The 14936-nt window shown below is 66.0% G+C and carries 12 protein-coding genes; 9 read left to right on the top strand and 3 right to left on the bottom strand.

Translation table 11 applies throughout. The annotated features are described in order from the left end of the window. The first annotated feature begins 6 nt into the window (after positions 1–6). From gspD to pncB, 4 genes are all read left to right on the top strand, one after another. Complete coding sequence (gene gspD, locus IFT58_RS05875) at positions 7–2202, top strand: type II secretion system secretin GspD (RefSeq protein ID WP_192094154.1); 2196 nt, start codon at positions 7–9, stop codon at positions 2200–2202. Between the two features lie 102 nt (positions 2203–2304). Beyond that, positions 2305–3162 (top strand): glycosyltransferase, encoded by an 858-nt coding sequence (locus IFT58_RS05870; RefSeq protein WP_192094153.1) that lies wholly within the window; start codon positions 2305–2307, stop codon positions 3160–3162. Next, a complete protein-coding gene (locus IFT58_RS05865) occupies positions 3159–3995 on the top strand; it encodes a glycosyltransferase family 2 protein (RefSeq protein ID WP_192081168.1) in 837 nt (278 codons plus the stop codon). Before IFT58_RS05870 ends, IFT58_RS05865 begins: the two co-directional genes overlap by 4 nt. Positions 3996–4503: 508 nt before the next feature. Continuing rightward, entirely contained in the window at positions 4504–5682 is a 1179-nt protein-coding gene (gene pncB / locus IFT58_RS05860; protein ID WP_188326047.1) for a nicotinate phosphoribosyltransferase, read from the top strand. A gap of 427 nt (positions 5683–6109) precedes the next feature. Here the strand turns inward: pncB and IFT58_RS05855 are convergent, their stop codons facing one another. Beyond that, a complete protein-coding gene (locus IFT58_RS05855; protein WP_188326048.1) occupies positions 6110–7426 on the bottom strand; it encodes an NCS2 family permease in 1317 nt (438 codons plus the stop codon). An 88-nt stretch (positions 7427–7514) separates the two neighbouring features. Next, positions 7515–9179, bottom strand: coding sequence for an energy-dependent translational throttle protein EttA (gene ettA, locus IFT58_RS05850; protein WP_188326049.1), 1665 nt, complete (start codon positions 9177–9179; stop codon positions 7515–7517). 252 nt (positions 9180–9431) lie between these two features. On the opposite strand from ettA, the gene IFT58_RS05845 reads away from it, so the two are divergent. The 5 genes from IFT58_RS05845 to ribD all read left to right on the top strand — a co-directional run bounded on the left by IFT58_RS05845 (position 9432) and on the right by ribD (position 14111). After that, the gene (locus IFT58_RS05845; RefSeq protein WP_192094152.1) at positions 9432–10151 is read left to right on the top strand and encodes a hypothetical protein; all 720 of its coding nucleotides are present in this window, start codon (positions 9432–9434) and stop codon (positions 10149–10151) included. Positions 10152–10275: 124 nt separating this feature from the next. Next, positions 10276–10818, top strand: a complete 543-nt coding sequence (locus IFT58_RS05840; protein WP_192094151.1) for an RcnB family protein — start codon at positions 10276–10278, stop codon at positions 10816–10818. 270 nt (positions 10819–11088) lie between these two features. After that, on the top strand, positions 11089–12342 hold the full coding sequence (gene glyA / locus IFT58_RS05835) for a serine hydroxymethyltransferase (protein ID WP_192094184.1): 1254 nt from the start codon (positions 11089–11091) through the stop codon (positions 12340–12342). Between the two features lie 142 nt (positions 12343–12484). Next, entirely contained in the window at positions 12485–13006 is a 522-nt protein-coding gene (gene nrdR, locus IFT58_RS05830) for a transcriptional regulator NrdR (protein WP_188326053.1), read from the top strand. Positions 13007–13022: 16 nt separating this feature from the next. Next, positions 13023–14111: a bifunctional diaminohydroxyphosphoribosylaminopyrimidine deaminase/5-amino-6-(5-phosphoribosylamino)uracil reductase RibD gene (gene ribD / locus IFT58_RS05825; RefSeq protein ID WP_192094150.1), complete on the top strand. Its 1089-nt coding sequence runs from the start codon at positions 13023–13025 to the stop codon at positions 14109–14111. A gap of 106 nt (positions 14112–14217) precedes the next feature. Here ribD and IFT58_RS05820 read toward each other — a convergent pair whose 3' ends face one another. Further along, positions 14218–14841, bottom strand: a complete 624-nt coding sequence (locus tag IFT58_RS05820) for a hypothetical protein (RefSeq protein WP_192081174.1) — start codon at positions 14839–14841, stop codon at positions 14218–14220. Positions 14842–14936: the final 95 nt, after the last annotated feature.

Genomic DNA, 14936 nt, shown 5'->3' with positions numbered 1-14936 from the left:
GCAAGCATGAACCTGCGTTTCCTTTCCTGCTCTTTCGCCCTGGCCCTGCTGGTCGGCTGCACGACAGCGCCGATCCCGGACGTGCAGCGCAATGCCCGGTTCGATACCGGTGTGGCCGTACCTGCCGCTGACGCCGATGGCGATGACGTGCAGGGTGCGCCGAAGGCCGTCATCCGGCGGGGCACCGGCACGATGATCAACCGCAGTGCCGCGTCGTCGGCGTCGCCGGCGTTGGCACAGGCCAGCAGCGGCGATGCCACCTTCAACTTCGAGGGTGAATCGCTGCACGCCGTGGTCAAGGCGATCCTCGGCGACCTGCTGGGGCAGAACTACGTCATCGCGCCGGGCGTGCAGGGCACGGTGACCCTGGCAACGCCCAAGCCGGTATCCGGCGCGCAGGCACTGAACCTGCTGGAGATGGTGCTGGGGTGGAACAACGCGCGCATGGTCTACAGCGGCGGACGCTACAACATCGTTGCCGCCGACCAGGCGCTCGCCGGAACCGTGGCGCCGAGCACCGCGCCCGCCGCCAGCGCCCGTGGGTTCGAGGTGCGGGTGGTGCCGCTGCAGTTCATCTCGGCTGCGGAAATGAAGAAGGTGCTTGAGCCTTACGCGCGGCCGAATGCCATCGTGAATGTCGACAGTGGACGCAACGTCATCACGCTGGGCGGAACGCGCGCCGAGCTGGAGAACTACCTGCACACGGTGCAGATATTCGATGTCGACTGGTTGGCTGGCATGTCGGTGGGCGTGTTCCCGATCACGTCCGGCAAGGCCGAGCAGGTTGCTGCGGATCTGGAAAAGATTTTCGGCGAGGACAGCAAGACGCCCAGCGCCGGCATGCTGCGTTTCCTGCCGCTGGAGAATGCCAACGCGGTGTTGGTGATCACCCCGCAGGTGCGCTACCTCGACCAGATCCAGGAGTGGCTGGACCGCATCGATACCGCGGGCGGCGCGCCCCGGCTGTTTTCGCATGAGTTGCGCTACATCAAGGCACGTGACCTGGCCGAGCGCCTGGCGGAAACCTTCGGCAGCAGCGGCAGCCGTGGCGGCGACAGCGGTGCATCGCTGGCACCGGGCGCCAGCAGTTCGCGCATCGATGGCGGCGGTGGTGGCCAGGATGGCGGGACGGACACCCCCTCGCTCGGCAGCGACAGCAGCGGGACGGGCAGTAGCGGGGGCACCGGCAATGGCGGCATGAACCTGCCGCAGCGACAGGCCGGCAACGCCAGCGTGACCCTGGAAATCGGCGCCGACCGTGTCGGCGTGTCGGCGGTGGAAGAAACCAACACGTTGCTGGTGCGCGCCACGCCGCAGGCATGGCGCTCCATCCGCGAGGTGATCGAAAAGCTGGACGTGATGCCCATGCAGGTCCACATCGAAGCGCAGGTGGCCGAAGTCAGCCTGACCGGTGAACTGAGTTACGGTGTCAACTGGTACTTCGAAAATGCCGTGCAGGGCGCCAGCTTCACCGGGGCCGTGGGCGGGGCGACGCTGCCCAATGCCGCAGGGCGCGACATATGGGGAAGCTATGCCGGTGCCATCACCGGCAGCAGCGGACTGGGCTGGACCTTCCTTGGCCGCAATGCCGCCGCGGTGGTCAGCGCGCTGGACAAGGTGACCGACCTGCGCCTGCTGCAGACGCCCTCCATCTTCGTGCGCAACAATGCCCAGGCCACGCTCAATGTCGGTGACCGTATCCCGATCGTGACCACCACGGTCAATACCGGGATCGGCGCCAGTACCGTCGGCCAGGTGCAGTACATCGACACCGGCGTGATTCTGAAGGTGCGCCCGCGTATCACCCGCGACGGCACCGTGTTCATGGACATCGTGCAGGAAGTCAGCAGCGCTGCTGATATCCCCGCCAACTGCAACCCGCAGGAGCGCAGCTGCAACCCGCGCATATCCACCCGCAAGATGGCCACCGAAGCGGCCATCCAGAGCGGTGACACCATCATGCTGGCCGGCCTGATCACCGACAGCGGGACCGACGGCCACAACGGCATTCCCGGCCTCAGCCGGATCCCGGTCGTGGGCGCCCTGTTCGGACAGAAAACCCGCAACAGCCGCCGCTCGGAAGTGATCGTGCTGCTCACCCCCACCATTGTCCGCAATGGTCAGGAAGCGCGCATTCTCACTGATGAGTACAGCCGTCGCTTCCGTGCGATGGAGCCGATCAGCGCGCCGCGCGGCAAGTAGCACTCTGCGTCATCGACAGTCGCCATGCGACCGTGTTGCTTGCTACGCTGGCGGCACACGGCCAGGGCAACCGCCCGCCGTGCATCCACCAGCGGAGGCGGGATGGGGGCGATCGTGTTGTTGCCGTTGGGCGTGGACGATGCGGCGCTGGACCATTGCCTGGCCGCGCTGGACGCGGGCACCACTGCGGGCACTGCGATCTGGCTGGCCGACGACGCGCAGGCCGGACCGCGTGCGCAGGCAGTCATCGCGCATTGGTTGGCGCATACCCCATTGCAGGCCGAGTACACCCGGCGCGCACGGCCCTTGGGCGAAGTCGCCCACTTGGATGAAATGCTGCGCGCGTGCGCGGGCATGGATGTTGCGGTACTGGCACCGGACAGTGTCCCGGTGCCAGGGTGGTTGGACCAGTTGCAGGCCTGCTTCGCCCGTGATGCTGCGATCGCGACTGCAACGCCCTGGTGCAACGCGGGCGGCACGGTGGCCTGGCCACGGCTGGGCGAGATCAATCCGCTGCCGGCCTTCCCGGCGGCGTTGTCGGTGGCCTGCGCGGCGATGCCGCCGCAGCATCCGGAGCTGCCCTCGGCGGTGACCCACGCAGTGCTGGTGCGCGGCAGCGCACGCCAGCGTGCCGGCGGACTGGATACCGACAGCTACGGTGGCTGGAGTGCGGCGCTGATCGATCTGGGCCTGCGCATGGCCGGCCTGGGCTGGCGCAATGTGCTGTGCGAGACCGCGTTCGTCGCACGCGGCAGCGAGGGCAGCAACCACCCCGGTGATCTGGATGCGTTATCGAGCCGGTGGCCGGCGTGGACGCCACGGCTGGCGGACTTCCTGATGCACGATCCGCTGCGTGATGCACGTGATGACCTGCAGGCCCGCTACCAGCGCGCGATAATGCCCGAGGCGCAGGGCGATCTGTTCGGTGCCGCATCGTCCCCGCCGGAGTCAGCCGCTTGAACCAGGCCATTGTTGCCGTCGTCGTCACTTACCAGAGCAGCAGCACCATCGATGCCTGCGTGCAGCGCCTGCGCGACGCGCACGGCATCGCCGAGATCCGTGTGATCGACAACGCGTCGCAGGACGATACCGTCGAGATCCTGCAGCGCCACGCCAGCGTCGACGCCCGTGTGCGCTTCATCGCCAACCCGGACAACCCCGGCTTTGCGGCAGCCAACAACCAAGGGGTGGCCGATTCGTGCAGCCCGTGGCTGGCCTTCATCAACCCGGACGTGCTGGTCGAGCCGGATACGCTGGCTCGGCTGTGTGAGCGCGGCAGCGCGCTGGGTGACTGCCTGCTTGGCGTGGAGCAGGTGGACGAGCAGGGTCAACCGGATGAAGCCGTGCGTCGTCGCGACCCTGATTTCCTGATGATGCTGCGGTCCCCCGGGCGTGGCTCGAAGCTGGCCATCGCGCGCGACGCGTCGCTGGCGATGCAACCGGTGCCGGCCCTGTCCGGTGCTGTGATGCTGATGCCACGCGCCTTGTTCGACCGGATCGGTGGCTGGGATGCCGGCTACCGCCTGCATGCCGAAGACCTGGACCTGTGCCGCCGCGTGCGCGATGCGGGCGGGGTCGTGGCCATCGCCAACGACCTGCAGGTTGTGCATGTGCGGGGCGTCTCCAGCCGCTCGCGTCCCTTCTTCGTGGAGTGGCACAAACATCGCGGGTTGTGGCGCTACTTCAAGCGCTTTGAAGCGCACCAGCGCAGCGTGCCGGTGCGGGTGGCCGTGTGGGGGGCGATCTGGGCGCATGCGGTGCTGCAGGTACCGAGGTTGCTGCGAGCGGCGTAGCCCCTCGTGGCTGGCTTTCACGCTTGAGCTGCGCTTGGGCCGGGCGGTAGGGCTGGGCGGGGGACGGCAAAAACCGCATCCATGCGGGCCTCGTTTCGTGCCATCCATGGCACTCAACGCCCCCGCCCAGCCCCACCGCCCGGCCCTCTGACAGCTTCCGTGGCCGCCAGCCACGTATAAAAAAAGAGAAAAGCGGTAGCGCCGACCCATGGTCGGCGGAAAGCATCACCCCCCTCGCGCCAACATCCGCCGATCACAGGTCGGCAAAGGTTCCATGGCCCCCATGGACCTGTCGAAGGTGGGGCGGGGTGGGTTGGCGGGGGCGTTGAGTGCCATGGATGGCACGAAACGAGGCCCGCATGGACGCAGTTTTTGCCGTCCCCCGCCAACCCATCCCGCCCCACCAACGCATCAGCCCTGCAGCCCTTGCCGTTGCGCTTGACGTTGCCTCCGCGGCCGCCGCGCCGCAGGCCCGGCAACAAGCCCGCACGCGGCGCATAATGGCGGCATGATCATCCACTCCCTGCTCGACACCGACCTGTACAAATTCACCATGATGCAGGCGGTGCTGCACCAGCATCCCGGCGCCATCGTGCAGTACCGGTTCAAGTGCCGTACGCCGGGCATCGACCTGGCGCAGTTCCTCGATCAGATCAGTGAAGAGATCGACCACCTCTGCACGTTGCGCTTCACCAGCGCCGAGCTGGACTACATGCGCGGCCTGCGCTTCGTGAAGCCTGATTTCGCTGATTTCCTTGGCCTGTTCCACCTGGATCGCAAGTACATCACCCTGCGTGCCTCGGACAGCGTGCCGGGTGAGATCGAGCTGGACATCACCGGCCCTTGGCTGCACACCATCATGTTCGAGGTGCCGCTGCTGGCGATCATCAACGAGGTGTGGTTCCGCAACACCACGACCGCGGATTTCGTCGAAGGCGAACGCCGCCTGCAGGCCAAGGCCGCGTTGCTGCGCGATACACCGGGGTTCGAACAGTGCCGCATCGCCGATTACGGCAGCCGCCGCCGCTACTCACGTGACTGGCATGCACGGTTGTTGCCGTTGCTGCGCGATGCGCTTGGCCCGCAGCTCGTTGGCACCAGCAATGTGCATTTCGCCCGTGTGTATGGCATGACACCGCACGGCACGATGGCGCATGAGTACCTGCAGGCGTTCCAGGCCATCGGTCCGCGCCTGCGCGATTCGCAGGTGGCTGCGCTGGAATCGTGGGCACGCGAGTATCGCGGCGACCTGGGCATCGCGCTGTCCGACGTGGTCGGACTGGATGCCTTCCTGCGCGATTTCGACATGTATTTCTGCAAGCTGTTCGACGGGGTGCGCCACGATTCCGGCGACCCGTTCGACTGGGGCGACCGCATGCTGGCCCATTTCCAGCACCGTCGCGTGGATCCGCGCAGCAAGGTCCTGGTGTTCAGCGATGGCCTGGATATCGAGAAGGTCATGCGCCTGTTCGACTACTTCCGTGGTCGTTGCCAGGTCGCCTTCGGTGTGGGAACGCACCTGACCAACGATCTCGGTCCCACACCACTCAACATCGTCATCAAGATGGTCCGCTGCAACGGGCAGCCGGTGGCCAAGTTGAGTGACTCGCCGGGCAAGAGCATGTGCGATGACCCGGGCTACCTGGCCTACCTGCGCCAGGTATTCGAATTGCCGCCGGGCGTCTGACCCGCGCCCCGGATCCCAGGGCTCCGGTAGCGCCGAGCCACGCTCGGCGAGCGAAGCGGCGTTTGTCATCAGCGCGCAGAGCCAGAGCGGCCGCTGCGCTCGCCGAGCACGGCTCGGCGCTACCTGCTCCCGGCTGAGGTGCGTTTCATTCCAGCGCGAACCGTCCCGGTAGCGCCGAGCCACGCTCGGCTAGCGAAGCGGCGCTGTCAGCAGTGTGCTGAACCAGAGCGGCTGCTGCGCTCGCCGAGCACGGCTCGGCGCTACCTGCTCCCGGTTGAGGTGCGTTTCATTCCAGCGCGAACCGTCCCGGTAGCGCCGAGCCACGCTCGGCGAGCGAAGCGGCGCTGTCAGCAGCGCGCTGAACCAGAGCGGCCGCTGCGCTCGCCGAGCACGGCTCGGCGCTACCTGCTCCCGGCGGTGACGTGTTTCATTCCAGCGCGTAGCGCAGCACGAACAGTCCGGCGACCAACCACACGGCGGCGTGCACTTCGCGCCAGCGTCCGGTGCCGGCCTTCAGGGCGGCGTAGGCGATGAAGCCAAAGGCCAAGCCATTGGCGATGGAGTAAGTGAACGGCATCGCCAGCGCACACAGCGCGGCCGGGACCGATTCGGTCAGGTCACTCCAGTCCACCTCCACCAGTTCGCGCAGCATCAAGCCGGCCACGAACAGCAGGGCCGGCGCGGTGGCATACCCGGGCACCATCGCCGCCAGCGGCGAGAACAGTAGTGCCGCCAGGAACAGCGCCGCCACCACCAGCGCGGTCAGCCCGGTGCGGCCGCCGGCCTGCACGCCGGATGCGCTCTCGGCAAAGGCGGTGGTGCTGCTGGTGCCCAACAGCGAGCCCGCGACAATCGCCGTGCTGTCGGCGAACAAGGCCCGCCCGAACCGCTTCTGCGCGCCTGGCAGTTTCAGCAGGCCCGCGCGCCCGACGACGCCGTACAGCGTGCCGGTGGCATCGAAGACTTCCACCAGCACGAACACCAGCACCACCTGCAGCAGCACCGCCAGCGGCGCGCCGCCGTCGTGGTGCAGCAGGCCGGGCAGGTCCAGTTGCAGGAAGGTCGGGGCCAGGCTCGGTGGCAGCGACATCAGGCCGTGGTACTGCACGTTGCCCAGCAGCCAACCCGCTGCCGTGACCGCAAGGATGCCGATCAGGATCGCGCCACGCACCCGGCGCGCTTCCAGGATGGCGATCAACAGGAAACCGGCCAGCGCCAGCAGCGGTGGTGCCGTGTTGAGCGGGCCCAGTGCGACCAGCGTGTCTTCATTGCCGATGATCACGCCGGATTTCTGCAGCGCGATGATGGCCAGGAACAACCCGATGCCGGCCACGATGGCCGAACGAAGCGATGAAGGAATGCCCGATACCAGCCACGCGCGCACGCCGGTAAGTGACAGCACCAGGAACACGAGCCCGGAAATGAATACCGCCGCGAGTGCCTGCTGCCAGGGCAGGCCGGAGGCACCGACCACGGTGAAGGCGAAGAAGGCGTTCAGGCCCATGCCCGGCGCCATGCCGACGGGGAAGTTCGCGGCCAGTGCCATCACCAGGGAGCCGAGTGCTGCGGCCAGGCAGGTGGCGACGAACACCGCGCCCGCATCCATGCCCGTGGTGGAGAGGATGTCCGGATTGACGAAGACGATGTAGGACATCGTCAGGAAGGTCGTCAGGCCAGCCAGCAGTTCGGTGCGCACGGTGGTGCCGTGCTGCTGCAGTTGGAACAGGCGCTCAAGCAGGCGCATGGTGGATCTCGCAGGATCGGGACGGAAACGACACGTCGACAGTACAAAAAAGAGGACGGCCGCACTGGGCGGCCGTCCTCGGGGCTTCTTACTTCAGCGCCTTGAAACGCAGGCGCTTGGGTGCGGCATCGTCGCCCATGCGGCGGCGCTTGTCGGCTTCGTACTCGCGGTAGTTGCCCTGGAAGAACTCCACGTGTGAATCACCTTCGAACGCCAGGATGTGGGTCGCGATGCGATCCAGGAACCAGCGGTCATGCGAAATGACGAAGGTATTGCCCGGGAACTCCAGCAGCGCATCTTCCAGCGAACGCAGGGTTTCGATATCCAGATCGTTGGACGGTTCATCGAGCAGCAGCACATTGCCACCCTGCAGCAGGGTCTTGGCCATGTGCAGGCGGCCACGCTCACCACCGGACAGCGAACCGACCAGCTTCTGCTGATCCTGGCCCTTGAAGTTGAAGCGGCCGATGTAGGCGCGCGACTGGATCTCCACGCCATTGATGTTCAGGATGTCCAATCCGCCGGCGATTTCCTGGAAGACGTTGTGGTTGCCTTCCAGCGCATCGCGGCTCTGGTCCACGTAGGACAGCTGCACCGTCGGGCCGACCACGATCTCGCCGGTGTCGGGCTTTTCCTGGCCGGTGATCATCTTGAACAGGGTCGACTTGCCGGCGCCGTTGGGGCCGATGATGCCGACGATGGCGCCACCGGGCACCAGGAAGTTCAGGTTGTCGAACAGCAGGCGGTCGCCGAACTTCTTGGAGACGTTCTTGAACTCCATCACCGCATTGCCCAGGCGCTCACCCGGCGGGATGAACAGCTCGTTGGTCTCGTTGCGCTTCTGGTAATCAACCGACTGCAGCTCTTCCAGGCGGGCCAGACGGGCCTTGCCCTTGGTGCGGCCACCCTTGGCATTCTGGCGCGACCACTCCAGCTCCTTCTGGATGGCTTTCTGGCGGGACTTTTCCTGGTTGTCTTCCTGCTTCAGGCGCTCATCCTTCTGGGTCAGCCAGTCGGTGTAGTTGCCCTTCCACGGAATACCGCGGCCACGATCCAGTTCCAGGATCCACTCGGCGGCGTTGTCGAGGAAGTAGCGGTCATGGGTGACCGCCACGACGGTGCCGGTGTAGCGCGCCAGGAACTGCTCCAGCCATTCCACCGACTCGGCGTCGAGATGGTTGGTCGGCTCATCGAGCAGCAACATGTCCGGCTTCTGCAGCAGCAGGCGGCACAACGCAACGCGGCGCTTCTCACCACCGGAGAGCTTGCCCACTATGGCTTCCCACGGTGGCAGGCGCAGGGCATCGGCCGCCACGTCCAGCTGGTTTTCCAGAGTATGCGCGTCACCGGCGGCCAGGATCGCCTCCAGGCGCTCCTGTTCCTTGGCCAGTTTGTCGAAATCAGCGCCTTCCTCGGCATAAGCCAGGTAGACCGCATCGAGCTGGGCCTGGGCCTGCAGTACTTCGCCGACGCCTTCTTCAACCGCTTCACGCACGGTCTTGGTCGGATCCAGCTCGGGTTCCTGCGCCAGGTAGCCGACCTTGATGCCGGCCTGCGGACGCGCTTCGCCCTCGAAATCGGTGTCCACGCCGGCCATGATCTTCAGCACGGTGGACTTGCCGGAACCGTTCAGACCCAGCAGGCCGATCTTCGCGCCCGGGAAGAACGACAGCGAGATGTCCTTGATGATCTGCCGCTTGGGCGGGACCACCTTGGACACGCGGTTCATGGTGTAGATGTATTGCGAGGACATGGAGTCTCCCAAAGGGTCGATCCACCGGGCCGAGAGGCAGGGCCGGCGGAAAACGGAATATTTGACTGGTCATTATCGCTGATCGCCGGTTTCACTGCCATGGCGGCCGTGCGGGGCCCCAAGGCGGGACAGGTGCGGGTCACAGACGGGCTGCGGCGCGTTTCCCCCACAGGTGCGCGCGGCGCGGGCGGATGGTCCGGGATGGGCGGGCGGACCACGATGGTCACGCACCACTCAATCGGAGACGCGTTGATGAACCGCTCATTGTTGCCTGCCCTGCTGTGCCTTCTGCTTGCTCCTGCCGTGCCCTCATCGGCCATGGCCGCCGATGTTGCGCCCTTGCTGCCGTCGCCGCTGTCGGTGAGCGATCTCACCGTACCCGCCGGAACGCAGCGTGTATTCAACGTCGCGGTGGCGTCCACCGATAAAGGGATCGGCTTTGGAATATCGTCCGCTGATGCGGGTATGAAGCTGTCCGGGGGCATCGAATTTGCATGGGTCGACGGCGTAGTGCTGCGCAGGTTCGAACTTGACGGCCTGGACACCGTTGGCGGCTACGTCGACCTGTCGGGCTCGGCCGGTGCGCGCGTGCTGCAGCTTCGGCTGCTGGGAGGAGCGCAGGACATGCGGATCAACCTGACCCTGCCCGGACCGGCAGCGGACCTGAAGCAGGGGCAGGCGACGGGTGTGTTTGCTCAGCTCGCCGGTGGAACGACGTACGAGGCGGCGCGCCGCGTGCGACTGGCCAAGCCATCGAATATGCAGGTGTTCACTTGGGGAGGCGATGCGGAAGTAGCGCTCAAAGTGTATGGGCCCGTGGGCACCGGGTTCCCGCCGTTGATCTGCGATGACAAGGGCGATGCGTGGCGGCAATGCAATCTGGATGGGCTTGCGCCCGGCCTGTACTCCATCACGGTCGCCGGAGAAGGCAATCCGGTGCAGTTGATGGGGCGCTGGAAAGCGCTGCCGTAGTGACGTCTCTGGCCCATAGCTGAACAGGCATGGGTCGCGATGAAGGGGAACCGTTTCCAGCGGGAAACGGTTCATATGCGATGCGCATTATGGGAAACATCACCCAACAGCTAGGAGCCCACGCATGCGCATCAATCGACTTGTGGCCGGTGCCGTGGCCTCCCTGCTGGCCTTGGGCGCTGTCGCGCCCGCCTTCGCCGACAATGACCGCCACCGCGGCCATGATCGCGATCGCCGTGAATGGCGGGACGATCGTCGCGATGACCGCCGTGACCACCGCAACGACCGCCGTGAAACGCGCCGGGACTGGCGCGATGATCGTCGCCATGACCGCCATGATCGCCGTGAGTGGCGGGATGATCGACGTCACGCGGGTTACTACCGTCCGGCGCCCCCGCCGCGCGTGGTGTATCGCCCGGCATACCGCCCCGCTTACGGCCCTGCGTACCGCCCCGCTTATGGGCACGGTCCGGGTTACGGTTGGCAGGTCGGCCACCGGTATCGGGATTACTACCGTGGCCCGATCTACGTGGTGAATGACTACAACAGCTACCACGTACGTCGCCCGCCGCGTGGACACCACTGGGTGCGCGATGACCGCGGCAACCTGCTGCTGGTCGCCATCGCAACGGGGATCCTGGCGGACTTCGTGATCAACAACCGCTGAGCTGATGGCCTGACGGGCTGAGGGCTGCAGCCTGCAGAACGGCGCCTCTTGGGGGCGCCGTTCTGCGTACAGCGCCATGCGATGAGTGGGCGGGCACGAGCAGGCTCGCGCTGCGGCTCCAACGCCTCGCCACGCTCGAGACGCGCATTCCGCGATGACCCTGGATCAGGAACGGCGTCGTGCGCATCCGTGGTCCGTTTTGAGACCCGCAGCGCACGGACTACAATTGCGGTCTTGCCGTTCCTTTCCTGCCTGCCCCCGGAGAAACCGATGTTCCCGCGCGATGCCCGAATCGAAAGCTACGATCCCGAGTTGGCCAAGGCCATCGCCGACGAGGCCCAGCGCCAGGAAGATCACGTCGAGCTGATCGCCAGCGAGAACTACGCCAGCCCTCTGGTGATGGAAGCCCAAGGCAGCCAGCTGACCAACAAGTACGCCGAAGGGTATCCGGGCAAGCGCTACTACGGTGGCTGCGAGTATGTGGACGTCGCCGAACAGCTGGCCATCGACCGCCTGAAGCAGCTGTACGGCGCGGATTACGCCAACGTGCAGCCGCACAGCGGCTCGCAGGCCAACCAGGCGGTCTACTTCGCGCTGCTGCAGCCGGGCGACACCATCCTGGGCATGAGCCTGGCCCACGGCGGTCACCTGACCCACGGTGCCAAGGTGAATGCCTCCGGCAAGCTGTTCAATGCGGTGCAGTACGGTGTGAACGATCAGGGCCTGATCGATTACGACGAAGTCGAGCGACTGGCCGTCGAACACAAGCCGAAGATGGTGGTCGCCGGGTTCTCGGCCTATTCGCAGATCGTGGACTGGGCGCGTTTCCGCGCCATCGCCGACAAGGTGGGCGCCTACCTCTTCGTGGACATGGCCCATGTCGCCGGTCTGGTCGCTGCGGGCGTCTATCCCAGCCCACTGGCGCACGCGCATGTGGTCACCTCCACCACCCACAAGACGCTGCGTGGGCCGCGTGGCGGCATCATCATCGCCAAGGGTGCCAGCGAGGAACTGGTCAAGAAGCTGCAGTCGATTGTCTTCCCGGGCATTCAGGGTGGCCCGCTGATGCACGTGATCGCGGCCAAGGCCGTCGCGTTCAAGGAAGCGCTTGAGCCCTCGTTCACCACCTATCAGCAGCAGGTGGTGAAGAACGCCCAGGCGATGGCCGATACGCTGATCGCCCGTGGCTACAAGATCGTGTCCGGCGGTACCCGGAACCACCTGATGCTGGTGGACATGATCGGCAAAGAGGTGTCCGGCAAGGACGCCGAGGCGGCGCTGGGCAAGGCGCATATCACGGTGAACAAGAACTCGGTGCCGAACGATCCGCGTTCACCGTTCGTGACCTCGGGCCTGCGCCTGGGTACGCCGGCGGTGACCACCCGCGGATACGTCGAACAGGATTGCGTCGACCTGGCCAACTGGATCGCCGACGTGCTCGACGCACCGGCCGACGATGCGGTGATCGCGCGGGTGCGCGATGCGGTGAGTGCGCAGTGCCGCAGGTACCCGGTCTACGGCTGAGCCCGTGCATCGGTGACAGCATGCCCTGCCGCGCCCTTCCCGGCGTTGCAGGGCCTTGCGGTTTGCCGCGCATGGCCATCTCCAGTACCGTGGCGACGCTGCCATGACCACGGCATGACGTTTCCACTACGCAAGGCGCTCCATGCATTGTCCGTTCTGCCAACATGCCGATACCCGGGTGATTGATTCGCGCGTCTCTGAAGACGGTGCGACGATCCGCCGCCGGCGTGAGTGCGAGGCCTGCAACGAGCGCTTCAGCACCCTGGAAACCATCGAGCTCAAGCTGCCGACCATCATCAAGGGTGACGGCAGCCGCGAGGCATTCGAGGCGCGCAAGGTCCGCGCCGGCTTTGACCGCGCGCTGCAGAAGCGACCGGTGCCGGAAGAAAAGATCGAATCAGCGGTACGTGCGGTCGTGCACCAGCTGCGGATCTGCGGCGAGCGTGAAGTGCCCTCCATCCGCGTCGGCGAGTTCGTGATGAACGAGCTGCGCAAGCTGGACCATGTCGGCTATGTCCGTTTCGCGTCGGTGTATCGCAGCTTCGGCGATGTGGCGGATTTCCGCGAGGAAATCGAAAAGCTGGAGCGTGAACTGCCCGCCAGCACCGAGCAGTTGCAGTTGCTGGGCGATGTGATCGCCCTGACCAAGAAAAAGAAGAGCTGAGCGGGACCGGCGCTGCATGACCGGTTTCTCTGCCCTCGATCATCTGCACATGGCGACTGCCTTGCGGTTGGCGGAGCGCGCGGCCTACACCGCACGGCCCAACCCGATGGTGGGCTGCGTGATCGCCCATGGCGAGCGGGTGGTCGGGCAGGGCTGGCACCAGCGCGCTGGCGGACCACATGCCGAGGTATTCGCCCTGCGCGAAGCGGGCGAACAGGCACGCGGCGCCACGGCTTACGTCACCTTGGAGCCGTGCGCCCACTACGGTCGTACGCCCCCGTGTGCGCTCGCGCTGATCGAAGCGGGCATCACGCATGTCGTGGCGGCCATGCGTGACCCCTTCCCGCAGGTCGATGGCGGTGGATTCGATCTGCTGCGTGCGGCGGGCATCGAGGTCAGCGAGGGGCTGATGGCCGCGCAGTCACGTGAATTGAACCGTGGCTTCCTGTCGCGTGTGGAACGCGGTCGGCCGTGGGTGCGGGTCAAACTCGCGGCCAGCCTGGATGGTCGCACGGCGATGGCGGACGGCACGTCCAAATGGATAACCGGCGCTGCCGCACGTGAAGACGTGCAGCATTGGCGTGCTCGGGCTGGCGCGATCCTGACCGGTGCCTCCACGGTGCTCGCCGACGACCCGCAGCTGACGGTGCGTCTGGCCGACACGGAGGTGCTGCCGCCGTTGCGCGTGGTGCTGGATGCCCAACTCCGCTCGCTGGAATGCGCGCGCGTGCGCGAAGGCCCGGCGCCGACGCTGTACCTGCATGATCCCGGCATCAGTGCAACCGATGCGGCCGATGCGCAGTTTGCCAGCGTGCCGTGCGTCGGCGGCCGCCTGAACCTGGCGGCGGTGCTGGCGCTGCTCGGCGCGCGTGGCATCAACGAACTGCTTACGGAAGCCGGCGCGACCCTGTCAGGTGCTTTGATGGCAGGCGGCTGGGTGGACGAATTGCTGCTTTACCAGGCGCCGACCCTGCTCGGCGAGCATGGCCTGCCGTTGTTTGCAGGCCTTGGCGTGCACGCCATGCAACAGCAGCACCGCCTGCAGCTGATCGATCAATGCCAGGTGGGGACCGATCTGCGGCTGCGGTTGCGCCCTGCGGGCTGATCGCCCTTTGGCACCACGGCACCCGCAACGCAGGTTCTGCGCGCGCGGCAGAAACAAAAACGGCTTCCCGAAGGAAGCCGTCAGAAACGCCTGATGATCGCGCGGATCAGAAGCTGGCGCGGATACCGGCCGAGTACTGGGTCACGTCTTCGATGACCTGCACTTCACCCACCACGCCCCACATCGGGGTGAGGTTGATCTGGCCACCGACGTTGCCGACCCAGGTGCCGTCCATGTCGCTGCCATCCATGTAGCCACCCTTCAGCCACGCTTCGGTGCGTGCCGACGGCTTGCCGCGCACGCCGAACATGCCGCGGGCTGCATTGGTGTGGTCCTTGTCGCTGACGGTGGCGAAGCCGGTCTGCTTCAGCGTCACCTTGGCGTTCTGGCGGACCCAGGCGATGTCCGCGGTGAAGTCGACGCGGTCGCTCATGCCCATGTTGTAGCCGATGCCCAGTTCCGGCTGGTCCAGCTCCAGCTTGATGCTGCCGCCGGTGAAGCCGTAGGACTTGGACACCTGCGACCAGGCACCGAACAGATAGACCTGCGGTGCAATGGCGAAGGAGCCGCGGACGTAGCCACCGTCCACCTTGGGATCGTCCAGCAGGTCGTCGTTGACCTTGAACTGGGTCCAGCCGGCTTCGGCGTAGGTGTAGCTCAGGCCATCGGCGGCGAGGGCCGACAACGGCGACAGGGCGAGCAGGGAGGCGGCCAGCAGCATCTTGCGCATGCGTGTGAATCCTTGAGTCAGCGTTCCATTGCAGGCAGCCGGTACAGCTACCCGGGGCGACGTCGTTGTCGCGCTCGGCGGCATTTTAATGAATC

The organism is Stenotrophomonas sp. CFBP 13718 (genome assembly GCF_014842145.1).
Classification (GTDB): Bacteria; Pseudomonadota; Gammaproteobacteria; order Xanthomonadales; family Xanthomonadaceae; genus Stenotrophomonas.
This window is presented reverse-complemented; position numbering and strand designations above follow the sequence as displayed.

Bases quoted from the DNA above. Each gene is read 5' to 3' on its own strand.
- gspD (WP_192094154.1), top strand. From the start codon at position 7: ATGAACCTGCGTTTCCTTTCCTGCTCTTTCGCCCTGGCCCTGCTGGTC.
- IFT58_RS05845 (WP_192094152.1), top strand. From the start codon at position 9,432: ATGAACCGCTCATTGTTGCCTGCCCTGCTGTGCCTTCTGCTTGCTCCT.
- IFT58_RS05870 (WP_192094153.1), top strand. From the start codon at position 2,305: ATGGGGGCGATCGTGTTGTTGCCGTTGGGCGTGGACGATGCGGCGCTG.
- IFT58_RS05840 (WP_192094151.1), top strand. From the start codon at position 10,276: ATGCGCATCAATCGACTTGTGGCCGGTGCCGTGGCCTCCCTGCTGGCC.
- ettA (WP_188326049.1), bottom strand. From the start codon at position 9,179: ATGTCCTCGCAATACATCTACACCATGAACCGCGTGTCCAAGGTGGTC.
- ribD (WP_192094150.1), top strand. From the start codon at position 13,023: ATGACCGGTTTCTCTGCCCTCGATCATCTGCACATGGCGACTGCCTTG.
- glyA (WP_192094184.1), top strand. From the start codon at position 11,089: ATGTTCCCGCGCGATGCCCGAATCGAAAGCTACGATCCCGAGTTGGCC.
- pncB (WP_188326047.1), top strand. From the start codon at position 4,504: ATGATCATCCACTCCCTGCTCGACACCGACCTGTACAAATTCACCATG.
- IFT58_RS05855 (WP_188326048.1), bottom strand. From the start codon at position 7,426: ATGCGCCTGCTTGAGCGCCTGTTCCAACTGCAGCAGCACGGCACCACC.
- IFT58_RS05820 (WP_192081174.1), bottom strand. From the start codon at position 14,841: ATGCGCAAGATGCTGCTGGCCGCCTCCCTGCTCGCCCTGTCGCCGTTG.
- nrdR (WP_188326053.1), top strand. From the start codon at position 12,485: ATGCATTGTCCGTTCTGCCAACATGCCGATACCCGGGTGATTGATTCG.